This window comes from Hydrobacter penzbergensis, from assembly GCF_900106985.1.
GTDB classification, from domain to species: Bacteria; Bacteroidota; Bacteroidia; order Chitinophagales; family Chitinophagaceae; genus Sediminibacterium; species Sediminibacterium magnilacihabitans.
Window position 1 is genome coordinate 58713 of record NZ_FNNO01000012.1, and the last position, 24661, is coordinate 83373.

The 24661-nt window shown below is 47.6% G+C and carries 21 protein-coding genes and 5 tRNA genes; 7 read left to right on the top strand and 19 right to left on the bottom strand.

Annotation, left to right across the window (positions count from 1 at the left end):
- The first annotated feature begins 29 nt into the window (after positions 1 to 29).
- The 6 genes from BLU98_RS12835 (at position 30) to BLU98_RS12860 (ending at position 5877) form a co-directional block, all read left to right on the top strand.
- Positions 30 to 1082: an RluA family pseudouridine synthase gene (locus BLU98_RS12835; RefSeq protein ID WP_092725308.1), complete on the top strand. Its 1053-nt coding sequence runs from the start codon at positions 30 to 32 to the stop codon at positions 1080 to 1082.
- A gap of 53 nt (positions 1083 to 1135) precedes the next feature.
- A complete protein-coding gene (gene bioB / locus BLU98_RS12840; protein ID WP_092725162.1) occupies positions 1136 to 2134 on the top strand; it encodes a biotin synthase BioB in 999 nt (332 codons plus the stop codon).
- Positions 2135 to 2179: 45 nt separating this feature from the next.
- Complete coding sequence (locus BLU98_RS12845) at positions 2180 to 2881, top strand: toxin-antitoxin system YwqK family antitoxin (RefSeq protein WP_092725163.1); 702 nt, start codon at positions 2180 to 2182, stop codon at positions 2879 to 2881.
- Between the two features lie 162 nt (positions 2882 to 3043).
- Positions 3044 to 3556, top strand: coding sequence for an RNA polymerase sigma factor (locus BLU98_RS12850; RefSeq protein WP_257574975.1), 513 nt, complete (start codon positions 3044 to 3046; stop codon positions 3554 to 3556).
- On the top strand, positions 3543 to 4862 hold the full coding sequence (locus BLU98_RS12855) for an outer membrane beta-barrel protein (protein WP_092725165.1): 1320 nt from the start codon (positions 3543 to 3545) through the stop codon (positions 4860 to 4862). Before BLU98_RS12850 ends, BLU98_RS12855 begins: the two co-directional genes overlap by 14 nt.
- Positions 4863 to 4902: 40 nt before the next feature.
- Positions 4903 to 5877 (top strand): Gfo/Idh/MocA family protein, encoded by a 975-nt coding sequence (locus tag BLU98_RS12860; RefSeq protein ID WP_092725166.1) that lies wholly within the window; start codon positions 4903 to 4905, stop codon positions 5875 to 5877.
- Between the two features lie 98 nt (positions 5878 to 5975).
- On the opposite strand, the gene BLU98_RS12865 is transcribed toward BLU98_RS12860, so the two are convergent.
- The 10 genes from BLU98_RS12865 to rplK form a co-directional block, all read right to left on the bottom strand.
- Complete coding sequence (locus BLU98_RS12865) at positions 5976 to 6668, bottom strand: 2-C-methyl-D-erythritol 4-phosphate cytidylyltransferase (protein ID WP_257574970.1); 693 nt, start codon at positions 6666 to 6668, stop codon at positions 5976 to 5978.
- Positions 6647 to 7633 (bottom strand): bifunctional heptose 7-phosphate kinase/heptose 1-phosphate adenyltransferase, encoded by a 987-nt coding sequence (locus BLU98_RS12870; protein WP_092725167.1) that lies wholly within the window; start codon positions 7631 to 7633, stop codon positions 6647 to 6649. Before BLU98_RS12870 ends, BLU98_RS12865 begins: the two co-directional genes overlap by 22 nt.
- A gap of 37 nt (positions 7634 to 7670) precedes the next feature.
- Positions 7671 to 9101: an APC family permease gene (locus tag BLU98_RS12875; RefSeq protein WP_092725169.1), complete on the bottom strand. Its 1431-nt coding sequence runs from the start codon at positions 9099 to 9101 to the stop codon at positions 7671 to 7673.
- A gap of 56 nt (positions 9102 to 9157) precedes the next feature.
- Entirely contained in the window at positions 9158 to 9739 is a 582-nt protein-coding gene (locus tag BLU98_RS12880) for an OmpH/Skp family outer membrane protein (protein ID WP_092725181.1), read from the bottom strand.
- A 165-nt stretch (positions 9740 to 9904) separates the two neighbouring features.
- The gene (rpoC, locus tag BLU98_RS12885) at positions 9905 to 14188 is read right to left on the bottom strand and encodes a DNA-directed RNA polymerase subunit beta' (protein WP_092725183.1); all 4284 of its coding nucleotides are present in this window, start codon (positions 14186 to 14188) and stop codon (positions 9905 to 9907) included.
- Positions 14189 to 14286: 98 nt separating this feature from the next.
- A complete protein-coding gene (gene rpoB, locus BLU98_RS12890) occupies positions 14287 to 18090 on the bottom strand; it encodes a DNA-directed RNA polymerase subunit beta (protein ID WP_092725185.1) in 3804 nt (1267 codons plus the stop codon).
- 289 nt (positions 18091 to 18379) lie between these two features.
- Positions 18380 to 18754 (bottom strand): 50S ribosomal protein L7/L12, encoded by a 375-nt coding sequence (gene rplL, locus BLU98_RS12895; RefSeq protein ID WP_092725187.1) that lies wholly within the window; start codon positions 18752 to 18754, stop codon positions 18380 to 18382.
- 90 nt (positions 18755 to 18844) lie between these two features.
- Positions 18845 to 19360: a 50S ribosomal protein L10 gene (gene rplJ / locus BLU98_RS12900; RefSeq protein ID WP_092725188.1), complete on the bottom strand. Its 516-nt coding sequence runs from the start codon at positions 19358 to 19360 to the stop codon at positions 18845 to 18847.
- A gap of 66 nt (positions 19361 to 19426) precedes the next feature.
- Positions 19427 to 20119, bottom strand: coding sequence for a 50S ribosomal protein L1 (gene rplA, locus BLU98_RS12905; protein WP_026770522.1), 693 nt, complete (start codon positions 20117 to 20119; stop codon positions 19427 to 19429).
- A 26-nt stretch (positions 20120 to 20145) separates the two neighbouring features.
- Positions 20146 to 20589: a 50S ribosomal protein L11 gene (rplK, locus tag BLU98_RS12910; protein ID WP_026770523.1), complete on the bottom strand. Its 444-nt coding sequence runs from the start codon at positions 20587 to 20589 to the stop codon at positions 20146 to 20148.
- Between the two features lie 142 nt (positions 20590 to 20731).
- Here rplK and BLU98_RS12915 point away from each other — a divergent pair, with 142 nt between their 5' ends.
- Positions 20732 to 21220, top strand: a complete 489-nt coding sequence (locus tag BLU98_RS12915) for a YqgE/AlgH family protein (protein WP_092725201.1) — start codon at positions 20732 to 20734, stop codon at positions 21218 to 21220.
- A gap of 54 nt (positions 21221 to 21274) precedes the next feature.
- Here the strand turns inward: BLU98_RS12915 and nusG are convergent, their stop codons facing one another.
- The 9 genes from nusG to BLU98_RS12960 all read right to left on the bottom strand — a co-directional run bounded on the left by nusG (position 21275) and on the right by BLU98_RS12960 (position 24623).
- Complete coding sequence (gene nusG, locus BLU98_RS12920) at positions 21275 to 21877, bottom strand: transcription termination/antitermination protein NusG (protein WP_026773667.1); 603 nt, start codon at positions 21875 to 21877, stop codon at positions 21275 to 21277.
- A gap of 6 nt (positions 21878 to 21883) precedes the next feature.
- Complete coding sequence (gene secE, locus BLU98_RS12925) at positions 21884 to 22078, bottom strand: preprotein translocase subunit SecE (protein ID WP_092725203.1); 195 nt, start codon at positions 22076 to 22078, stop codon at positions 21884 to 21886.
- 142 nt (positions 22079 to 22220) lie between these two features.
- Positions 22221 to 22292, bottom strand: a tRNA-Trp gene (locus tag BLU98_RS12930).
- Positions 22293 to 22402: 110 nt separating this feature from the next.
- Positions 22403 to 23590: an elongation factor Tu gene (tuf, locus tag BLU98_RS12935; protein ID WP_026770526.1), complete on the bottom strand. Its 1188-nt coding sequence runs from the start codon at positions 23588 to 23590 to the stop codon at positions 22403 to 22405.
- A gap of 65 nt (positions 23591 to 23655) precedes the next feature.
- A tRNA-Thr gene (locus tag BLU98_RS12940) sits at positions 23656 to 23727 on the bottom strand.
- A 12-nt stretch (positions 23728 to 23739) separates the two neighbouring features.
- Positions 23740 to 23812, bottom strand: a tRNA-Gly gene (locus BLU98_RS12945).
- A gap of 138 nt (positions 23813 to 23950) precedes the next feature.
- Positions 23951 to 24033 (bottom strand) — tRNA-Tyr (locus BLU98_RS12950).
- 13 nt (positions 24034 to 24046) lie between these two features.
- Positions 24047 to 24119: transfer RNA gene (locus tag BLU98_RS12955), tRNA-Thr, on the bottom strand.
- Positions 24120 to 24320: 201 nt separating this feature from the next.
- A complete protein-coding gene (locus BLU98_RS12960) occupies positions 24321 to 24623 on the bottom strand; it encodes an HPF/RaiA family ribosome-associated protein (RefSeq protein WP_092725205.1) in 303 nt (100 codons plus the stop codon).
- Between the last annotated feature and the right edge of the window lie 38 nt (positions 24624 to 24661).

The window sequence follows — 24661 nt, forward strand, 5'->3', positions numbered from 1 at the left end:
CATTGCGCAATTACAACTATTTTTGCCGGATGCACGAAGCAAACGATCATTTACCCGAAGAGGCCTCCGAAGAGCTTTATGAACGCAAGACCTTTTCGGTAGACAAGGGCCAGGAACCTTTCCGGATAGACAAATGGGTGCAGATGCATATCGAAGGAGCCACCCGTAATAAAGTACAGCGCGGCATTGAAGCAGGCTTCCTTACCGTGAACGGGAAAGTGGTCAAGAGTAATTACAAAGTGAAGCCGGGCGATGAGATCGTGATGATGAGCCTCATCAATCCCGATCATACTGAACTCAAAGCCGAGAACATTCCCCTGAACATCGTATATGAAGATGATGCCGTGATGGTGCTCAACAAACCGGCCAACATGGTAGTGCATCCCGGTGTGGGCAATTTCAGTGGTACTTTGCTCAATGGAGTAGCTTATCACCTCCAACAACAGAACCCCCAGATCGATGAAGAGGCTTTGCCGCGATTCGGATTAGTACATCGCATCGATAAAAATACCACCGGCCTCATTGTGCTGGCCAAGACCGCAGATGCGGCAGCACATTTGGCCAAACAATTTTTCAATCACACCGTTCAACGCAAATATGTTGCCCTGGTATGGGGCGATGTACAGGAAGAAGCAGGAACCATCGAAGCGCATATTGCGCGCCACAGGCAATACCGTAAAATGTTCGATGCCTATCCCGATGGTGAAACGGGTAAACATGCCATCACACATTATAAAGTGCTGGAACGCTTCAACTATGTAACACTGGTGGAATGCGTGCTCGAAACAGGAAGGACCCACCAGATACGTGTGCACATGAAACATATCGGCCACACATTATTCAATGACTGGGAATATGGCGGCGATAAAATTTTAAAAGGTACCATCTATACCAAGTACAAACAGTTTGTAGACAACTGTTTCGCGCTTTGTCCGCGTTGCGCCCTGCACGCACGAACGCTGGGCTTTATCCATCCCGTTACGCAAAAAGAAATGTTCTTCGAATCACCACTCCCCGATGACATGGCACAGGTTATTGAAAAATGGCGAAACTATATGCTGCACCGGAAAGAGAATGGATAGAGCATGATAAATGATTGTAATTATCTTTGTCAAATCAGACACTATTGAAACTTATGCAAACCGAAATACGTACCAACTGGACCTTAGAAGAAGTTAAGTCGATATACGATACCCCGCTGCTGGAGCTGGTCTTCAACGCTGCCACGCTGCACAGGAAATACAACGATACAGCAGAAGTGCAGGTTTGCACCCTGCTCAGTATCAAAACCGGTGGCTGCAGTGAAGACTGCGCTTATTGTCCGCAAGCCGCCCGCTACAATACCGGTGTAAACGTGCAGGCCTTGATGAAAAAAGAGGAAGTGTTGTCTTACGCACAAAAAGCCAAAGACGCAGGCTCTACGCGTTTCTGTATGGGAGCGGCCTGGCGTGAAGTGAGAGACAACCGCGATTTCGACCGTGTGCTGGAAATGGTGAAGGACGTGAATGAAATGGGTATGGAAGTATGTTGCACCCTGGGTATGCTCACCGAAGAGCAAGCAAAAAAACTGGCCGACGCAGGATTGTATGCATACAATCACAACCTCGATACCAGCAAAGAGCATTACGGAGAGATCATTACCACACGTACTTATGAAGATCGTTTGGAAACACTCGATCATGTGCGCAAGGCGGGTGTAACGGTTTGTTGCGGCGGTATCATTGGACTGGGAGAAACACATGAAGACCGGATCAATATGCTGCATACATTAGCAACACTGCCCGAACATCCCGAGAGTGTTCCCATCAACGCACTCGTTCCTATTGCCGGCACCCCGCTGGAACACAATCACAAAGTAGATGTATGGGATATGGTGCGGATGATCGCTACTGCCCGCGTACTGATGCCCGCCACCATGGTGCGCCTGAGTGCAGGCAGAACGGATATGAGTACAGCAGAGCAGGCGCTGTGTTTCATGGCAGGGGCCAATTCTATCTTTGCAGGCGATAAACTGCTCACAACACCCAATCCTTCTTTTGAAGAAGACAATGCGATGTTCTCTTTACTCGGACTCAAACCCCGCGAAGCATTCAAAGCAGAGAAGCAATATTTGAGTGAGATGGTCAATGGCTGATGTCATCAATTATTGGTAATTTAGGGGTACACCATCAGCTCTGATATGCGTTTTTATTTCATTTTGTTGCTCTTACCGCTGGTGTACCAGCCGGCAGCCGGTCAGTGCAAGACTTATAAGCTGACTTCCAGGGGAGATACCATCAATTGCACCGATCTCAAAGGACTCAAGCAGGGTAAGTGGAAAATACATGCAGACCCCTTGCGTGGAGAACCCGGTTATGAAGATGAAGGTGGTTTTGTGAACAGCCAGCGCGAAGGTGTGTGGCGCCGCTTCAATCTTATGGGCGATCTGCTGGCTATTGAAAACTATCGCTGGGGTTACAAGAACGGTGTATGCAGGTATTTTACCATGGCAGGATTGGAACACGAAGAAAGCTGGCTGGCCGTAAATCCTGCCAAAGCTTATGATACCGTTGATGTACAGGACCTTCAAAATCCAGACGTATATAAGAAGGTGGTAGTAAAAATAGAGGGACACTCCCTCCGGCATGGGATTTGGAGGTATTATTTTCCACCAAGCGGGCAAATATTACGAACCGAAAGATATATGCTGGATCAGCCTTATAGTCCGGAAATGGATCGGATAAAAGAAGATAGCACAAATACTTCTACAACCAAACCGGCAACCGATTCCCTCAAAAACAACGCTGCCGGAAAAACCAAACCCAAACCCAAGGAAGTATTGGAATTTGAAAAGAAAAATGCCGGTAAGAAAATAAAGGTCCGCGACGGTCGTACGGGCTAGGCAACCTTCCTCCACCTAAATACGTACCTGGATTTAAAGTCGTAAATTTAAGAGAGGATATCGCATTAAAGCGTTCGTCATTAGCAATTGGAGCGGAATAATACCACAATAACGGCTCTCATCAGCGGTTGCTGTAAAAACGACCGCCATTGTCAGCGTGACTTGTATCATGCCATGCATGGGTATGCCATGAAAATTTGCTATCGGTATGTTAATAAACTGGAAGAGGCGGAAGAGCTCGTCAATGAATCCTTCATCAAGCTTTTCAGGAATATCGGGCAGTTCGACGACGGACGCCAGGCAGATACCGAAGCCTTGCTGAAAGGATGGTTCAAGAAAATCGTTGTGAACACCTGTATTGATTACTTGCGCAAATCGCACCTGAAACTGGTAAGCCGGGAAACAGTACCCGAGGTTGAATCATTTTCCGATATACAGGAAAATGGCCTGGACAGGCTTTCTTACCGCGAAATCATTGAAGCCATTCGCAAACTGACGCCAGTATACCGCACCGTCTTTAATCTTTTTGTAATTGAAGGGTTGACCCATGAAGAAATAGCCGAACAGCTGGGCATCAGCGTGGGCGCTTCCAAATCCAATCTCTCAAAAGCTAGGCATAACCTCCGAAAAATCATTATGCAGCAAACCGATTATACAATATATGTACCATCCTGATGACGATAATGAGCTGGACCGCCTGAGCAGGGATGCTGCCGAACACGCAGCATCGCCTGGCAACGCCTCCTGGTCACGAATGGCACAGGAGCTGGACAAAGTCATGCCCCAGGAGAAGAAAAGAAGGCTTGTATTATTATGGTGGCTCCTGCCCTGTTTATTGGCAACCGGCTTATCGTTTTATTTCTGGAATCAATACCATGAGCGTCCGCAGGCAAAATTAAAATCGCCTGTTGCTTTGCCTGTGCATCAAGACAGTGAACCTCCTGTTACCAGTTTACCTGAAAATACCATTCTCAAAACGCATCCGCCTGCACCTGTAACAGAAGAAGCATCTCCGCTATTAGCTCAACTCAACCATACTTCTATTGATTCAAAAAATACACTCCGTTCTAATGATTCACCCGCATCTTCTTTGTCACAACAGTTAGGCGCTTCTGTTTTACCTCCTCCTGCTTACGATGAAATCAGAAGCCAGCAGCCTGCTACAAAAGAAGTTGCCGGTAACAACACTCCTATGCATAACGGGCTGGATCATCCGCTGGCAGCAGGTGTTGGCAATGATACACATCATAAGGATACAACCATTTTGCAACAGCAAAATCATCATCCGGTAGATACATCATTGATTGCTCACCAGGAACCAAACACTTCTTCTTTGTATAGCAAATTCAGCATGGGAGTAATAGCGGGTACAGATCTCAGCAACGTGAAATTCAGGTATACCGAGACTCCCGGCTATAATATAGGATTGATGGCGGGTTATCATTTGAACAAGCACTGGTCATTGCATACCGGGGCTATTTACACGAAGAAGAATTATAAAATGGATGGAGCAGACTTTACGGCCCCCAAGGGTAGTCCCGCCAGTTACTGGAACCTCACGAATGTAGAAGGAGATTGCTCCATGTGGGATATCCCCCTCCTGGTGCGCTTCCACCCGGGTAAAAAATCGACCAGCCGTTTTTCTTTCAGCACGGGCCTTTCTTCCTATTTCATGAAAGACGAAAATTACGATTACTATTACCCCTCGCCCACTACAGGAGCGATCGTAAAAAAATCGGGTTATTACAATACGGGAAGCTCCTACTGGTTCTCCGTTGTACATCTTTCTGCGGGGTTTGAAAAGCCCATTAGCAAGAAGGTGTCCATGCAGTTGGAACCTTACATAAAACTGCCACTTGCAGGGCTGGGCGTGGGTAGCATGCGGCTGAACAGCCTGGGATTGAACGTAACGGTGCAATACAGGAGCAGCAAAGAAGCAAGAATATCCACATCGTCCTCCGCTATGCTCGTTTCACATTAACGAATGGTTATCTTTACCGCGAATTAATCTGTTCATTGTTATGCTTAAAGTTGGTGTTTTCGGTGTAGGCCACCTGGGAAAATTTCACCTGAATAACTGGAAAGAAATTGAAGGCATCAAGCTGGTAGGCTTTTTCGACCCGAACAATGAAAACGCCAAAGCCGTGGCAGAGCAGTACGGCCTGAAACGTTTCATGGATGAGGAAAAACTCATCGACTCCTGCGATATCATTGATGTGATCACCCCTACCGATCACCATTTCAGTGTCTGCATGCAGGCCATCCGCAAGGGCAAACACGTGTTTGTGGAGAAACCCCTTGCCCATACCATACCGGAAGGGCGCGATCTCGTAAATATGGTCCGTGAAGCCAATGTAAAAATGCAGGTGGGACATGTGGAGCGTTTCAACCCTGCTTTTCTCGCCATCAAGGACATGAACCTGAACCCCATGTTCATTGAAGTGCATCGCCTGGCACAGTTCAATCCCAGGGGAACCGAAGTAAGCGTGATCCTGGACCTGATGATACATGATATCGACATTATCCTCAACCTGGTGAAGAGTGATGTCAAACATCTTTCGGCAAGTGGTGTGGCGGTGATGACCGAGACACCCGATATTGCCAACGTGCGCATCGAGTTCAACAACGGCTGCGTTGCCAATTTAACCAGCAGTCGCATCAGCATGAAGAAAATGCGCAAAATGCGCCTCTTTCAGAAAGATGCTTATATCGGTATCGATTTCCTGGAGAAGAAAACAGAGATCATCAAACTCAAGCAACCCGAGGACAAGAACGTTTTTTCTTTCGATATTGAAACACAGCATGGCAAGAAAACCCTGGCTATTGCCAACCCGTCAATTGATACCGTGAATTCCATCAAACTGGAACTCGAATCTTTCGTGGATTCCATTGTAAACAACAAGCCCGTAGTGGTTAGTGAGATCGATGGGTTCCTGGCTATGGAAGTGGCGCATCAGATACTCGAGAAGATCAGCAGTACCAGCATATTAGTTTAACTGCTACCGTCATCCCGAGCGAGCGAAGCGAGTCGAGGGAGCTGCTGAAGACTTCATGAGATCCCTCGGCTGCGCTCGGGATGACGTTTGAAAACAAGTCAACGATCCACCATAATGCTCTCTGCTATGAGCAGGTCAACCGGCCTTGTAATTTTAATATTACTGTGTTCACCCTGCACGAGATGAACAGTTTTACCACTGGCTTCCACTACAGTGGCTTCATCGGTAAACACTTCGTTGTATGGGGTGTTGAATGCGGGAAGTAATACTTCACTTAAGAATGTCTGCGGGGTTTGTACAATGCGTACCTTATTACGGTCCGCTACTTTGCTCGAGGTACCCTCTGCTATCCGGATACTATCTGTTGCGGCTACAGCTGGTATAGCTGAACCATGCGCCAGCGCCGCTTCGTAGCAGCGATGGATCAATGCTTTGCTCACCAAACACCGCACACCATCGTGCACAAACACAACAGCAGGTTCCTGTATTTTTTTCAATCCATTTTGTACTGAATGAAAACGGGTGGAGCCGCCGTGTACAATGGTTGTTCTTGCACTTGCCTGCAAATCGGCAATAATCTTTTCCCCTGCCTGTTGATGTTCTTCCGGCACCACCAGGATAATTTGCATATCGGGATAAGACTCCAAAAAGGTATGGATCGTATGCCACAATACCGGTTTGTTTTTTAGCAGCAGGAACTGCTTGGGCACTTCAGTGCCCATTCGCTGGCCATTGCCTCCGGCTACTATCACTGCATATTTCTTCATATTCAATCCAGCAACAGACAACATTCGTTGTACAACTTTTCTTTATCGATGGCCGCAGTACCTACTTCTTCGCATACCAGTCCGCCCGCAATATTGGCCATATCCGCTGCCAGGTGCATGTTTTTGGTCGCAGCATACACCAATGCCGCTACTGCTATCACCGTATCGCCGGCGCCACTCACATCGGCTATATTCCGTACATGGGTAGGGATGATCCTGGCTTCGCCATCGACCTGGTAAAACACTCCTTTTTCCGATAAAGTGATGAGTGATATCCTGTGCTGTAATTTTTTTTGCAAAGCCTGGTGTATGTGCTTGAGTGCTTCTTCATCAACTGCATCGGTTACCAGGTTCAATCCCTCTCTTACTTCCTTGAGGTTGGGTTTGAAAATATCAACTCCCTGGAACGATAAAAAGTTTTTCCGCTTGGGGTCTACAGCAGTGGTCACGCCTGCCGACTGACAAAGCGCTATCAGTTCTTTGATGACCCTGGGTGTGAGTACCCCTTTATTGTAATCTTCCAGGATGAGCACATCCGGTTTGTGTTTGATGAAAAAATCTGCCACGTGTTGCAGCAACATATCTTCTGTTGCTTTGCCGATATCTTCCGTTTCTTCCGCATCCAAGCGCATCATCTGCTGGTTGCGGCTCATAACACGGGTTTTGTTGGTAGTAACCCTGCTAGAATCTGTAACCAGGTAATCGGTATTGATACCGCTTTGCTGTAACAGTTGTTTCAGCAAAGCGCCATTCTCATCATTTCCCAGTACCGCAATCACTGAAGTGGCTGCTCCCAGCGACGCGGTATTCAGCGCTACATTGGCTGCCCCTCCCACCCTCAGTTCTTTTTTCTTCAATGCAACCACCGGCACCGGCGCTTCGGGCGATATCCTGTCTACATTACCCCACCAGTAAGTATCCAGCATAATATCCCCTACCACCAATACTTTGCTGTTGCTCAAATTTTTAAAAAGCTGTTCAAAGTCCATCTCTTCTTTTTTTCATCTGTTCAGTTCTGCGAACCGCTCATTGCTGGTTTCGCCCTGCAAGATAATACAAAGGAAGTCCGATCAATGTAATGCCGAGTCCCCACAACGAATAAGTAGGAGAAGCCCATACCAGCGCCACACAAAACAGTGCCGCCAGCACAATGTATATCATGGGCATTACCGGGTATCCGAATGCCTTGTAAGGTCTTGGCATATCGGGACGCTTCCTGCGCAGGATAAAAATTCCGATGATCGTAAGCACATAAAATATCACCACAATGAACGACACCATGGTGAGCAGATCGCCATAATGTCCGCTCAAACACAATAAAGAAGCCACAACGCACTGTATCCACAAAGCATATTCGGGCACGGCATTCTTATTCAGTTCTCCCGTTTTTTTGAAAAACAATCCATCGTTGGCCATCGTATAATAAACCCTGGCCCCTGCCAGGATGAGTCCGTTATTGCAACCAAACGTAGAAATCATGATCATAACAGCGATCACAATAGTGCCTGCATTGCCAAAAATGGCATTGGCAGCGGTAACGGCCACCCGGTCGTTCTTGGCATAGGCGATGGACTGCAAAGGCAGCACATGCAGGTACATGAGATTAGCCGTAATGTAGATGATCGTAACAATGAGGGTACCCAGGAAAAGACTGAGGCCTATATTCCTTTGCGGGTTCTTGATCTCGCCTGCTATAAAAGTGACGTTGTTCCAGGAGTCACTGCTGAAGATAGAGCCTACCATCGCAGCAGCAATAGCGCCTACCAATACCGCGCCCGAGATGGGCTTCCAGGCAGTGGGTTGCAGCATGCCTTTATCGTCTTTCACACCCAGATCCTGCATGGCATTAAAGCCTGTATGCCAGTTATCGGCCCAGTGGCTTTGCTTTACCAACAGGAACCCGAATACAATGAGTCCGAATAAAGAAAGCAGTTTGGTAACAGTAAATGTGCTTTGTATGATCTTGCCTCCCCTCACACCCTTTGTATTGGTGTAGGTGAGGAAACAGATCATGACGATGGCGAGCACCTGCGCCGCCGATATCTTCATAAAGCCCAGGTTGGCTATGATATTGTCTTCTCCTACTGCCGGGATCAGGTAAGCGGTAAAGCGACTGAACGCCACCGCCACCGCTGCAATGGTAGCGGTTTGTATCACGGAGAAAAAGCTCCATCCAAAAAGAAAAGCCACGAGAGAATTATATGCCTCTTTGAGATATATATACTGACCGCCCGCTTTCGGATACATGGCGCTCAGTTCGCCATAGCTTACTGCCGCCGTAATGGTCATGAAGCCGGTGATCAGCCATACCAGCACCAGCCAGCCGGCGCTGCCCACGTTCCTGGTAATATCCGAGCTTACGATGAAGATACCTGAACCGATCATGCCGCCAGCTACGATCATGGTAGCGTCGAAAAGACTGAGTGAAGGCCTGAAGCCTGTTTGCTGTGTACTCATAAAAAATCCCGTTGTTTATAAACGGGATTTGAAGATAATAAATATGGTGGAAGTTCCTATTTCTTCTTGTATTTCTGGTTCAGGCCATTGACCACGTCTTTGGTGATGTCGTAAGCCGTATCCTTGAAGTATAAAAGGTCGGAGAGATTAGAGAAGATATAAGAATAGCCTTTGTCTTTGTTGTACGCTTCCAGGAATTCCTTGATCTTCTTTTGCACGTCCTGTCTTTTGCGAATACTCTCTTCCTGCAATTCGCTGGTGAGCATTTGCTCTTTGCCCTGGTAGGTTTTATCCATCTGCTGCAGTTCCTGTTGCCTGCTGGCTAATTCAGCCTGCGTAAGGCTTTGGGCGCTGCGCTGCAATTCCTGGTATTTGGCAGCAAAAGCATTTTTCAGGGCATTCAGCTGGCGCGTCACTTCCTGGTCTTTGGCTTCCAGCCCTTTCTGTATCTCTTTGTAATATTCGAATTGTGTTTGTATGGAATCTATTTCGAAATAGGCAATCTTGAAGCTACCGGCAGGAATTGATTTGGTGTCGACTGCCTGTACAGTGGCTTTCTTGCCGGAGAAATGCAGGTAAAACAAAACAGCTACCGCCAGTACCAGTACTACATTCAAACCCAGTGAAACATTTTTCATTCGAACTCTTTTTGTGCTGTAAAATTAGAATCATTCAATGGCTCTGGCCTTTTGCAGAGCAAGATTAACAAGACCTTTGCAGGTAGCGACCTATGTAAAAAAGTAGGAAGTGTATTGACTTCCTACTTTTTATCATTTAACCTGTCTGCATTGACAGACAAGGCATTATTCATCATCATCAAAGCTCATCGCTTCACGTGTAGTGGCCAGTACTTCGTACTCTTCCTTGCTACCTACGATCATGTTCTCGAACTCTTTCTGTCCGGTACCGGCAGGTATCAGGTGACCAGTGATCACGTTCTCTTTCAGTCCGAGCATCGCATCGGTCTTACCCTGGATAGCCGCCTGGCTCAATACTTTGGTAGTTTCCTGGAATGATGCGGCAGAGATCCAGCTCTGTACACCCAGTGAAGCTTTGGTGATACCCAGCAGCACCGGTGTTGCAGTGGCGGGCTTGGCATCCCTTACTTCTACCAATTTCTTGTCGCTCCTGCGGAGGATGGAATTCTCTTCACGCAGTTCACGGAGGGTAATGATCTGTCCGGCTTTCATCTTAGCGCTTTCACCTGCTTCGGTTACTACTTTCTTATCGAAGATCCTGTCGTTCTCTTCGATAAAGTCGAACCTGTCTTCGAGATCTTCTTCGAGGAACTTGGTATCTCCTGCGTCTACGATCTCTACTTTCTTCATCATCTGGCGAACGATCACTTCAATGTGCTTGTCGTTGATCTTCACACCCTGTAAACGGTATACTTCCTGGATCTCGTTCACTACGTATTCCTGTACGGCGAAAGGTCCTTTGATAGCAAGTATATCGGCGGGCGCGATCTGTCCGTCTGACAGCGGTGTACCGGCTTTCACGAAGTCGCCGTCCTGTACCAGGATCTGGCGTGTCAACGGAACCAGGTATTTCTTCACCATACCGTCTTTCGATTCAACAATGATCTCGCGGTTACCACGTTTTACATTACCGAATGCTACCACGCCATCGATCTCACAAACGATCGCAGGGTTGCCCGGGTTACGTGCTTCGAACAATTCTGTTACACGGGGCAGACCTCCGGTGATATCCCTGAGTTTACCCAGTACACGCGGTATCTTAACCAGTACCTGTCCGGCTTTCACATCATCTCCTTCTTCGATCACAATATGCGATCCAACGGGCAGGTTGTATTGTTTGTTTTCTTTTCCTTCTACAATAACGGTAGGTATCTTGGTCTTATCTTTTGTTTCGATAACCACTTTCTCGCGGTGACCGGTTTGTTCATCGGCCTCATCGCGGTATGTGATACCATCGAGTACATTTTCAAATTTGATCTTACCGTTCTGCTCTGCTACGATTACGTTGTTGAACGGATCCCAGGTACAGATCACATCTCCTTTCTTCACCTGCTGCCCGTCTTTCACAGCCAAGGTAGCACCATAAGGAACGTTGTTGGTAATCATCAGCCTGTCGTTCTTCACATCCATGATCCTTACCTCACCGGTACGGCCGATAACGATCTTCACTTTATCACCTTCATTGTTCAGTGCATCTACTGTTCTCAGACCATCGAACTGGATGGTACCGTCGAATTTCGCGTTCAGGCTCGATTCAACCGAAGCAGATCCCGCAACACCACCCACGTGGAACGTACGCAGTGTCAGCTGTGTACCAGGCTCACCGATTGACTGTGCAGCGATGATGCCTACGGCATCTCCTTGCTGTGTCAGGTAGCCTGTTGCCAGATTACGTCCGTAACATTTTACGCACACACCGCGCTTGCTTTCGCAGGTGAGCACAGAACGTATTTCTACGGTTTCAATGCCTGCTTCTTCAATTGCTTTCGCGATGTCTGAAGATATTTCTTCACCCGCAGCGATGATCAGTTCATCGGTAACGGGATGATAGATATTGTGTAATGAGGTACGGCCTTCGATCCTGTCTGCCAGCGGTTCAATGATGTCTTCATTGTCTTTCAGCGCTGTGGTAGCGTTTCCGCGCAGGGTACCGCAATCCTCTTCGCCGATCACCACATCCTGGGCCACGTCTACGAGACGACGGGTCAGGTAGCCGGCATCGGCTGTTTTCAGGGCCGTATCGGCAAGACCTTTACGGGCACCGTGTGTAGAGATGAAGTAATCCAATACGTTCAGTCCGTTCTTGAAGTTCGACAAGATGGGGTTTTCAATTACCTCGCTGCCTGTGCTGCCGCTCTTACGGGGCTTGGCCATCAGACCGCGGATGCCCACCAGCTGTTTTACCTGCGTTTTACTACCACGCGCTCCGGAATCCAGCATCATGTAAACAGAGTTGAAGCCCTGCTTATCGTTCTGCATTTCACGGATCAGCGTTTCAGTGATACGGGTATCCACACGGCTCCAGATATCGATTACCTGGTTGTATCGCTCGTTATTGGTGATCAGACCCATGTTATAGTTCTCCCACACTTCTTCCACTTCTGTCTTGGCATTCTCCAGCAGTTCATTACGCTGGTCGGGCACGATCAGGTCGTTCACGTTGAACGACAATCCACCACGGAAGGCCATACGGAAACCGAGGGTCTTGATATCGTCGAGGAATTTCGCTGTCTTAGGAACATCGGTGATCTTGATGATGTCGCCGATGATCTCACGAAGACTTTTCTTGGTGAGCAGTGCATTCACGAATCCTACTTCATGCGGTACGTGCTGGTTGAACAGTACGCGACCTACAGTAGTATCGATCAGTTTTTTCACCAGTTGTCCGTTCACACGCACATTCGTTTTCACTTTGATATGGGCATGCAGGTCAACCGCACCTTCGTTGTAAGCAATGAGCACTTCATCCATGCTGTAGAAAGCCTTGCCTTCTCCCCTGATCACTTCATCGCCCATGGTCTTCTTACCTTTGGTGATGTAGTACAGTCCCAGTACCATGTCCTGTGAGGGCAGGGTGATGGGCGTACCGTTCTGCGGGTTGAGGATGTTGTGTGAAGACAGCATCAGCAATTGCGCTTCCAGGATGGCTGCATTGCTCAAAGGCACGTGTACCGCCATCTGGTCACCGTCGAAGTCGGCGTTGAAGGAAGAAGTAACCAGCGGGTGCAGCTGGATAGCTTTACCTTCTACCAGTTTGGGCTGGAAAGCCTGGATTGACAAACGGTGCAGTGTCGGGGCACGGTTCAGCATTACAGGGTGCCCTTTCAATATATTTTCGAGGATATCCCAGATCACGGCTTCTTTGCGGTCTACCAGTTTCTTGGCCGACTTCACCGTTTTCACGATACCTCTTTCAATCAGTTTACGGATCACGAATGGCTTGAACAGCTCGGCTGCCATGTCTTTAGGCAGACCGCACTCGTGTATTTTCATTTCAGGACCTACCACGATCACAGAACGACCTGAGTAGTCCACACGTTTACCCAACAGGTTCTGACGGAAACGTCCCTGCTTACCTTTCAGTACATCGGAAAGTGATTTCAGTGCACGGCCACCTTCGGCTTTCACCGCATTGGATTTACGGCTGTTGTCGAACAGTGAATCGATCGCTTCCTGTAGCATACGTTTTTCGTTACGCAGGATCACTTCAGGCGCTTTGATCTCCAACAAACGCTTCAAACGGTTGTTACGGATGATCACACGACGGTAAAGGTCGTTCAGGTCTGATGAAGCGAAACGGCCGCCGTCCAATGGAACCAGCGGACGCAGTTCCGGAGGAATTACGGGGATGTATTGCATCACCATCCACTCGGGGCGGTTGGTAATGCGTGTGCCTGCGTCGCGGAAAGATTCCACTACGCTCAGGCGCTTCAGTGCATCTGCTTTACGCTGCTGTGAAGTTTCGGTAGCAGCGGCATTACGGAGCGAGAAGCTCAGGCCGTCGAGGTCGATCCTTTCCAACAGTGCGTGCACTGCTTCAGCGCCCATTTTGGCAATGAATTTCTGCGGATCTTCATCGGGCAGGTACTGGTTGTCCTTGGGCAAATTGTCCAGGATATCCAGGTATTCTTCTTCCGTGAGCAGGTCGCCGGAGTTCAGGCTTTCTTTCACACCACCCTGGATCACTACGTAACGCTCATAATAAATGATGGTCTCTAATTTCTTGGAGCTCATACCCAGCAGGTAACCGATCTTGTTGGGCAGACTCTTGAAGTACCAGATGTGCACTACGGGCACCACCAGTTTGATGTGGCCCATGCGCTCACGGCGTACTTTCTTTTCTGTTACTTCCACACCGCAGCGGTCGCACACGATGCCTTTGTAACGAATACGCTTATATTTTCCGCAGGCACATTCGTAATCCTTTACGGGTCCGAATATCCTTTCGCAGAACAAACCGTCGCGCTCCGGTTTATAGGTACGATAGTTAATGGTTTCAGGCTTCAGCACTTCGCCAAAACTTCTTTCCAGGATGCTGTCGGGCGATGCCAGACTGATCGTGATCTGTGAAAAAGTTGATCTGGGGCGATTGTCTTTTTTGATGGCCATATCTAAGCTTGTTGAAATTTTTTGTTAGTTGATTGATCTGCTGATTTGATTCAAGTGATATACGATGTGCGTTCAACACACATCGTATATCAAAAAGATTATTCAAATTTCAGATCCAGACCCAAACCTCTCAGTTCATGAACCAATACGTTGAATGATTCTGGAACACCGGCACGTGGAATGTTTTCACCTTTCACGATGGCTTCGTAGGTCTTGGCCCTTCCGATGATATCATCTGATTTCAGTGTCAGCAATTCCTGCAGGATGTTGGATGCACCATAAGCTTCCAGTGCCCATACCTCCATCTCACCGAAACGCTGTCCGCCGAACTGCGCCTTACCACCCAACGGCTGTTGTGTGATCAAGCTGTATGGTCCGATTGAACGGGCGTGCATCTTATCATCTACCATGTGGTGCAGTTTGATCATGTAGATCACACCCACAGTGGCTTTCTGGTGGAAACGCTCTCCGGTCTCACCATCGTACAGGTAAGTATGTCCGTTCCTGGGTATACTTGCTTGCTTGCAGTATTCTTCGATTTCATCTGTAGAAGCGCCATCGAAGATCGGCGTAGCGAATTTCACGCCCAGGCGCTTGCCTGTCCAGCCCAGAATGGTTTCATAAATCTGTCCGAGGTTCATACGGGAAGGTACCCCCAGCGGGTTCAGTACAATATCCACCGGTGTACCGTCTTCCATGAACGGCATATCTTCTGCACGAACGATCTTGGCAACGATACCTTTGTTACCGTGACGGCCCGCCATCTTATCTCCCACTTTCAGCTTACGCTTCACAGCCAGGTAAACTTTAGCCAGTTTCAATACACCTGCGGGTAATTCATCACCAATAGAGATGTTGAATTTCTCACGCTTGTAACGTCCGAGTTCTTCGTTGAAACGGATGCTGTAGTTGTGCAACAATGTATTGATCTGGTCATCTGTTTTAGCGTCACCAGTCCAGCCCAGCGGATTCACGTTCTGGTAGTCGATGGCTGCCAGGTTCTTTTGGTTGAACTTAGCGCCTTTACCAATGAGCATTTCGCCGAAATTGTTGCTCACACCTGTAGAAGCTTTGTCTTTCAACAGGGTCTGTAATTTATCGAGCAGCAATTCTTTGATGCTTTCTTCGTTCTGCTGGTGTACTTTTTCTACTTTCTCCAGTTGTGCTTTCTCACGGATCTTGCCATTCTTGTCTTTCTTCGCACGCTGGAACAGCTTTTTATCGATCACCACACCTTCGGTACCGTTCGGCGCTTTCAGTGAAGCATCTTTGGCATCACCTGCTTTATCACCAAAGATGGCGCGAAGCAGTTTTTCTTCCGGTGTAGGATCTGATTCACCTTTTGGAGTGATCTTACCAATGAGGATATCGCCTTCTTTGATAGTAGCACCGATACGGATGATACCATTTTCGTCGAGGTCCTTGGTAGCTTCTTCTGAAACGTTCGGGATATCGGGCGTGAGTTCTTCTTCACCCAGTTTGGTATCGCGTACTTCCAGTTCATATTCTTCAATGTGTACAGAAGTAAACAGGTCTTCACGCACTACTTTCTCACTGATCACGATGGCATCCTCGAAGTTGTAACCTTTCCAGGGCATGAAAGCCACTTGCAGGTTACGACCCAGTGCGAGTTCTCCGTCTTTGGTTGCATAACCTTCGGTAAGGAAATCACCTTTCTTCACTTTCTGTCCTTTCCTCACAGCCGGGCGCAGGTTGATACAAGTGGCCTGGTTGGTTTTGATGAACTTGGTGAGCTTGTACACCTGCAGGTCATCATTGAAGCTGATCAGGCGGTCCATATCGTTCCTGTCGTAACGAACATGGATCTCGTTGGCGTCTACAAATTCAACCACACCATTACCTTCTGCGTGTATCTGGATACGTGCATCGCGGGCAGCTTTGCCTTCCAGTCCGGTACCTACGATCGGCGCCTCGGGGCGGATCAGCGGTACAGCCTGGCGTTGCATGTTCGATCCCATCAGCGCACGGTTGGCGTCATCGTGCTCGAGGAAGGGGATCAGCGAAGCACTCAAACCAACGATCTGGTTGGGCGCTACGTCCATATATTCTACTTCTTCTTTGTCCAATATGGGAAAATCACCAGTCTGGCGGGAAACCACTTTGTCTTCCACGAACTGTCCTTTTTCATTCAAAGGAGAGTTACTCTGGGCGATCTTGGCGGTATCTTCTTCTTCAGCGCTCAGGAAAGTGAGTTCTTTCATGTTCACTTTACCGTTGTCTACCTTGCGATACGGCGTTTCAATGAAGCCCATATCGTTGATGGCAGCGTGCACACACAGTGTAGAGATCAGACCGATGTTCGGTCCTTCCGGTGTTTCAATGGTACACAAACGACCATAGTGTGAATAGTGTACGTCACGCACCTCGAAGCCGGCACGCTCACGACTCAAACCTCCTGGTCCGAGTGCAGAAATACGACGCTTGTGCGTGATCTCCGACAGCGGGTTGGTTTGGTCGAGGAACTGTGACAACTGTGAGGTTCCGAAGAATGAGTTGATCACGGATGACAGTGTTCTCGCGTTGATGAGGTCAACCGGTGTGAACACTTCATTATCGCGAACGTTCATCCTTTCACGGATGGTACGGGCCATACGGGCCAGACCTACGCCGAATTGTGCATAGAGCTGCTCTCCTACGGTACGTACACGACGGTTGCTCAGGTGATCGATGTCATCGATCTCGGCTTTACCATTGGTGAGGCGTACGAGGTATTTGATGATCTCGATGATGTCCTGCTTGGTGAGTACTTTTTTCTCCAGCGGATAATCGAGGTTCAGTTTGCGGTTGATCTTGTAACGGCCAACTTCACCCAGGTCATAACGCTTATCGGAGAAGAATAATTTATCGATGATACCACGGGCAGTTTCATTATCCGGCGCATCAGCACCACGCAGTTGGCGGTAGATGTGCTGAACCGCTTCGAGTTCACTGTTCGAAGTATCTTTATTTAGTGTGTTATAGATGATCGCATAATCACCACCCACATCTTCTTTCTGGATGAATACGCTCTTCACTTCCATTTCGATGATGGTATTGATACCTTCTTCGTCCAGAACAGTGTCGCGCTCCATTACGATCTCGTTACGCTCGATACTCACAACTTCACCGGTATCTTCATCCACGAAATCTTCCACCCATGTTCTCAAAACGCGGGCAGCCAGTTTCTTACCTATGTGGTGTGACAGCGTTTTCTTGTCAGCCTTCACTTCATCGGCCATGCCGAAGAGTTCCAGGATGTCTTTATCGGTTTCGAAACCGATAGAACGCAGCAAAGTGGTTACGGGGAATTTTTTCTTACGGTCGATATACGCGTACATCACGTTGTTGATGTCTGTAGCGAATTCCATCCACGCGCCTTTGAAGGGGATCACGCGGGCAGAATATATCTTGGTTCCGTTGGGGTGAACGGACTGGCCGAAGAATACACCGGGTGAGCGGTGCAATTGTGATACCACTACACGCTCTGCTCCGTTAATTACGAAAGTGCCACGGGGAGTCATGTAGGGGATATTACCCAGGAACACATCCTGAACGATGGTCTGGAAATCTACGTGCTCTTCATCATTACAACTCAGGCGCAGTTTCGCTTTCAGGGGAACTGCGTAAGTGAGTCCGCGCTCCATACACTCATCAATGGTGTAACGCGGCGGATCGATGAAGTAATCCAGGAATTCCAGCACGAAAATGTTGCGTGTATCGGTGATAGGAAAGTTTTCCTTGAACACACGGAACAGCCCTTCCACATTACGTTTGTCGGGCGTTGTTTCTAACTGGAAAAATTCTCTGAATGATTCTAACTGAATGTCGAGCAGGTCAGGAGCCTCAGCCAAATGTTTAGTTTTTCCGAAGCCGACCCTGTTGTTCAATGTTGTAGTAGACATATATGTGTAAAACCGGTTTTATGCGAAAAAAATCTGTAAGAACCGAAATGCCCTTAGCGTACAATCGGCGCATCCACCATTCAAACGTCAATGATAAAGATGTCCACCCGCTAATTTTCCCAAAATAAGGATGGCAAAAGTAATGATAATTCGGGATTCGAAAAAACAAATTTTAGACCAAAACAGGTATAGAGGCAAAGAAAAATTAAAATCCTGCCGAAATGGCGCAAAAAAGGCCGTCCCAGTATTACACCGGGACGGCCTTTAGATTATGTCTGAGACAGTAAGCTTACTTGATTTCTACTTCAGCTCCTGCGTCTTTCAGCTTAGCAGCCAGTTCATCGGCTTCAGCTTTAGAAACGCCTTCTTTGATAGGCTTGGGAGCGCCGTCAACCAGGTCTTTTGCTTCTTTCAGTCCAAGGCCGGTCAGTTCTTTAACGATCTTCACTACGCCCAGTTTGCTTGCGCCGCCGCTAACGAGGATCACATCGAAAGATGTTTTCTCTTCAACAGCAGCAGCTCCGCCACCGTCGCCACCAGCTACTACTACTGCAGCTGCAGCGGGTTCGATACCGTAATCAGCTTTCAGTACATCTGCCAGTTCCTGAACTTCTTTTACTGTCAAGCCTACTAATGTTTCGGCTAATGATTTAACGTCTGCCATGTGTTTAAATTTTTTCCGCCTTCAAGGTCTTTTGAACTCCGGCGGAGGGTTTAAAAAAATTTGTTTTATTTAATGCTAATACATCCAAAATTATTCTGCAGTCGCAGTTCCCGCCTGCTTCTCGTGGTGGTGCAACAACGCAGCCAGTACACGCTTGGCAGGAGATTGCAGCAATCCGATCACTTCGCCGATCAGTTCGTTCTTCGTCTTGATCTGGGTCAGTGTTTTCAGGTTGTTGTCGCCGGTGTATACATCACCATTGATGAATGCAGCTTTCAATACCGGTTTTTCACCGTTGCTCGCCTTGCGAAATGAGCTGATGATCAAAGCGGGTTCCTTGGGGTTCTCAGAGAACATCAGGGCGGTTACATTGTTCAATGCGGGATAAACGCTTGCGTATTTCTCAGCATCCAATGATTCCAGCGCTTTGCGGATAAGGGTATTCTTGGCCACTTTCATCTCCACCTGCTTGTCGAAGCAAGTGCGACGCAGTGCAGATACCTGTTCTACGCTCAACGATTCTGTATCGGTGATGTAGAAGTTATTATATTGGGAGAACTTGCCTTTCAGCAGTTCTATCACCTCGTTTTTTTGATCTTTAGTCATAACTGATCTGTTTTATAAACCCGGGTCATTTCCCATCCCGCCTGCGCGGAATAAGATCACCAGGAATTAGTTCATTAATGATTTAGTGTCCAATGCGATACCCGGACTCATCGAACTGGCCATGCTTACGCCTTTGAGGTAGATACCTTTGGCAGAAGAAGGTTTCAGTTTGATGATGGCGTTGATCAGCTCAGCGCTGTTCTCGGCGATCTTGTCAGACGTGAAAGATACACGGCCGATAGAAGCGTGTACGATACCCGCTTTGTCTACCTTGAACGCGATCTTACCGCCTTTTACCTCGTTCACAGCTGCTGCCACGTCATTGGTAACAGTACCTGTTTTGGGGTTGGGCATCAGGTTACGTGGACCGAGTACTTTACCCAGCTTACCGATCTTGGGCATTACAGAAGGTGTAGCGATGATCACGTCCACATCTACCCATCCGCCTTCGATCTTGCTGATGAATTCATCCAGTCCTACAAAGTCAGCGCCGGCTTCTTTAGCAGCCGCTTCTTTATCGGGCGTGCAAAGCACCAGTACTTTTTTGGTTTTACCGGTACCATGAGGTAATGATACGGTACCACGTACCTGCTGGTCTGCTTTCTTGGGGTCAACGCCCAAACGGATATGCAGGTCAACAGAACTATCGAATTTTGTACAATTGATTTCTTTTACCAGGGTAGAAGCTTCCTTCAGGGAATAAGCTTTGTTTTTATCCACCTTAGTAACTGCTACTTTTCTTTTTTTGCTAAGTGCCATTTTCTAAAAGTTTAAAGGTGAATAAATTAGTTTTCCCAGGGGGCTTTACCATCAACGGTGATACCCATACTGCGTGCAGTACCGGCTACCATGCTCATGGCGCTGTTTAAAGTAAATGCGTTCAGGTCGGACATTTTATCCTTGGCAATGGCTTCTACCTGTGCCCAGGTTACTTTACCTACTTTTTCGCGGTTGCTTTCTTTAGAACCTTTCTGGATTTTTGCGGCTTCCATCAACTGTACAGCAGCGGGGGCTGTTTTGATGATGAAGTCGAAAGACTTGTCAGAATAAACGGTGATCAAAACAGGAACTACTTTTCCCATTTTGTCCTGGGTCCTGGCATTAAACTGCTTGCAGAACTCCATAATGTTAACACCCTTCGAACCGAGGGCGGGGCCTACGGGAGGCGCGGGATTGGCTTGGCCACCTTTCACCTGCAGCTTCACAAAGCCTGAGATTTCTTTTGCCATTTTCTTTGATTTAATTGGTTATAGCGTCCCGGCTTTTACCGGAACTCCCAAAGTCAATCATTCTTTCAAAAAGAACTTTTGGGGCGGCAAAGGTAGGTAAAATATCAGAAAACAAAGCATTTTTCATGATATATTTGGCCGTATGACAACATTTTGCGGTTCCCTCCTGGCCAGCAGCACGGCTTTGACCGACCCTCATTTCAGCAATACCCTGGTTTTCATTGCCGAACACAATAACAAAGGCGCCATGGGTTTTGTGATCAACCGGGTATTCCCCAGGTGGTTTAATGAGCTGGAAGCTTACCGGCACATGCCCGCTCTGACCTTATACCAGGGCGGACCGGTTGACCAGGAACACCTGTTCTTCCTGCACCGCCGTCCCGATATGATCCCCGGCGGTCAAGCGGTGGCCCAGGGCATTTGCTTCGGTGGTGATTTTGAGCAGGCCCTCCGGTATTTATCGGCCGGGATTGTGGTCCCCAACGATCTGCTTTTATTCATCGGCTATGCAGGATGGGATGGTGGCAACCTGGAAGCGGAGTTGGCGGAAGGTAGTTGGGGGATCAGGAATCCTACTCCTGACTGGGACGATCTGCAAGAGCTGGTCAGGACTTCCGGTCGTTTCCAGTAATAAAAAAGGCTGTCCTGGAGGACAACCTTTCGAATATGATAAGCCAACCGCTGCTTAACTCAGTTTCTCTACCTGCATGTAGTTGAGTTCTACAGGGGTAGAACGACCGAAGATCTTCACGGTCACTTTCAGTTTCTTCTTCTCGTCGTTCACTTCTTCGATCACGCCGTTGAAGTCGTTGAAAGGCCCTTCGATGATCTTGATGGTCTCTCCTACGATGAACGGCTCGCTGAGCATTACGCCCTGGTCGTTCATTTCATCTACCTTACCCAGCATCTTGTTCACTTCGCTCTTGCGCAGGGAGATGATATTGCCTTTGGATCCTTTTCCGTCGGTGAGAAAATGCATCACGTTGCTGATGTTGCTGATATGTTGTACCATATCATCGTTCAGCTTACCATCCAGCACTTCCATCATCACATATCCCGGGAAATAGTTTTTCTCGCGCATTACTTTTTTACCGTTCTGCACTTTATATACTTTTTCCATAGGAAGGAATACCTGCTTGATGATCTCCTGCCATCCGCTGCGAATGATGTCCTTATCCAGGTATTCTTTTACTTTCCGCTCCTTACCGCTTACCACGCGCAATACATACCATTTGGTTTCCTGCTGCGGTGTAGCTGTAGTGGGGGTGGTATTTACAGATGCTTCCATCTTTTCTTACTTAAACAATGAATAAATCAGTTTCAGCACCTGGTTGCTGGCAAAATCCATCGCCCATACCATGGCGGTAATGATGATGGTAGCTACCAGCACAATCACTGTGCTCTGCTGCAACTGCGTCCAGGTTGGCCAGGTTACTTTTTCCATCAGTTCCTGGTAGCTCTCTTTGAAATATGTCGTGATTTTATTCATCAGATTAATTTGGCAATTTGGCAATTCGACAATTTGACAATTCAATAACTGGTCATCATTTTTCGATCATAATTGGGTAGCCAAATTGTTTCCGTCTCCCATTGTCGAATTATTGAATTGTCGAATTGTCAAATTTTCTCCGCACGGGCACTAGGATTCGAACCCAGATCAAAGGTTTTGGAGACCTCTATACTAACCGTTGTACTATGCCCGTAGAAAGCTAAAAGCTATTCCGGGGGTTCCGAAACAGCTTTTAGTTTATTATGTCAGCAAATGTACCAAAAATTTCCATTTGCCATGAAGCTAAAAGCCGGTGGGCTTAGCTTATTTAACGATTTCAGTAACCTGACCGGCACCTACTGTACGTCCACCTTCGCGGATAGCGAATTTCAGACCTTTCTCCATCGCGATGGGCTGGATCAGTTTTACAGAGAGGTTGATGTTATCGCCAGGCATTACCATTTCTGTTCCTTCAGGCAGGGTAACTTCACCAGTTACGTCTGTAGTACGGAAATAGAACTGGGGACGGTATTTGTTGAAGAACGGAGTGTGACGTCCACCTTCTTCCTTGCTCAGTACGTATACTTCTCCTTTGAAATCTGTGTGAGGAGTGATAGAACCGGGCTTACAGATTACCATACCGCGACGGATATCTTTTTTCTCAATACCGCGGAGCAGCAGACCTGCGTTATCACCAGCCTGACCTTCATCCAACAGTTTTTTGAACATTTCGACACCAGTTACAGTAGAGCTCTGCGCAGCTTCCTGCAGACCTACGATCTCAACAGCTTCACCTACTTTGATGATACCGCGCTCGATACGGCCGGTAGCAACTGTACCACGACCTGTAATAGAGAACACGTCTTCTACTGACATCAGGAACGGCATATCAACCGGACGGGGAGGCAGCGGGATGTAAGTATCTACAGCTTCCATCAGTTCATCGATGCATTTAACCCATTTTTCTTCACCAGCCAGGGCGCCTGTAGCAGAACCTTTGATGATGGGGGTATTGTCACCGTCGAAACCGTAAGAAGTCAGCAGTTCGCGGATCTCCATTTCAACCAGTTCCAGCAGTTCAGGATCGTCTACCAGGTCAACTTTGTTCATGAATACCACGATACGGGGTACACCTACCTGGCGGGCCAGCAGGATGTGCTCCTTAGTCTGGGGCATCGGACCATCGGTAGAAGCTACTACCAGGATAGCACCGTCCATCTGGGCAGCACCGGTGATCATATTCTTCACATAGTCAGCGTGACCAGGACAGTCAACGTGCGCATAGTGACGGTTTGCAGTTTGATATTCTACGTGTGCAGTGTTGATGGTGATACCACGCTCTTTTTCTTCAGGAGCGCCGTCGATCTCATCATATTTCTTAGCCTGCGCCAGACCTTTCTTAGATAAGATGTCCGTAATGGCAGCAGTCAAAGTGGTCTTACCATGGTCAACGTGACCAATTGTACCAACGTTTACGTGAGGTTTTTCCCTCTTAAAGGTCTCTTTAGACATTTTTATCGATTTTAGTTGTATTTTAAAAATTTATACCAAACTACTTTTCCTCTTTCACAAATCCGAGCCGTTAGTGAGAATCGAACTCACGACCTCTTCCCTACCAAGGAAGTGCTCTACCACTGAGCTACAACGGCTTTTTAGCGTTGAGCGGAAGACGAGGATCGAACCCGCAACCTATAGCTTGGAAGGCTATCGCTCTACCAATTGAGCTACTTCCGCATATCAATTTGACAATTCGTCAATTTGGCAATTCGACAATGCCAGTGATTCACAAATTCTCACTATTAATAAGAACATCATAAAAGAGAAAGAAACATTGTCGAATTACCGAATTGTCTCATTCTCTCATTTTTTCCGTGGGCAGGAGTGGATTCGAACCACTGAAGTCGAAAGACAGCGGATTTACAGTCCGCCCCATTTGGCCGCTCTGGAACCTGCCCTTGATTTATTTAGAGCCGAAGATGGGACTCGAACCCGCGACCTACTGATTACAAATCAGTTGCTCTACCAACTGAGCTACTTCGGCAAAATGTAAAAGAACGCTCCTATTTTTTGGGATGGCAAAGGTAACGGAAAACTTCATTCAGCAAAATTTTGCCATGATTTTTTTCGGCTAGTTTTCAACAGTTTGCGCCGGCTCCGGAGAAAACGGTCCGGAAGCCCCGGCCGGGCCCAATAAAAAAGGCCCCCGAAAGGGAGCCTTACAACCAATTTTTTCAATTCCTTTTTATGCCGCCAGTAGTTTCTGTTTTTTCCTTTTTATCTGTGTAACAATCGACTCCATTGCACAATCAAATGATTCTTCGAACGACTTCGACGACGACTTCACAAAAAACTCGTGCCTTGGTACATGAATACGGATCTCAGCTACTTTGTCCTTGATCGTATGCACCACGTTATCCAGCTTCAGGAACACATCTACTTTCAATATCCTGTCGTGGAAAGTGCTCAGCTTGCTGAGCTTACGTGACACATAATCTACCAGTTTGTCATCAGCATTAAAATGCACAGTTTGAATGTTAACGTTCATAGCAACTCACGTTTTATCGGTTAAAAAATAATATTTGA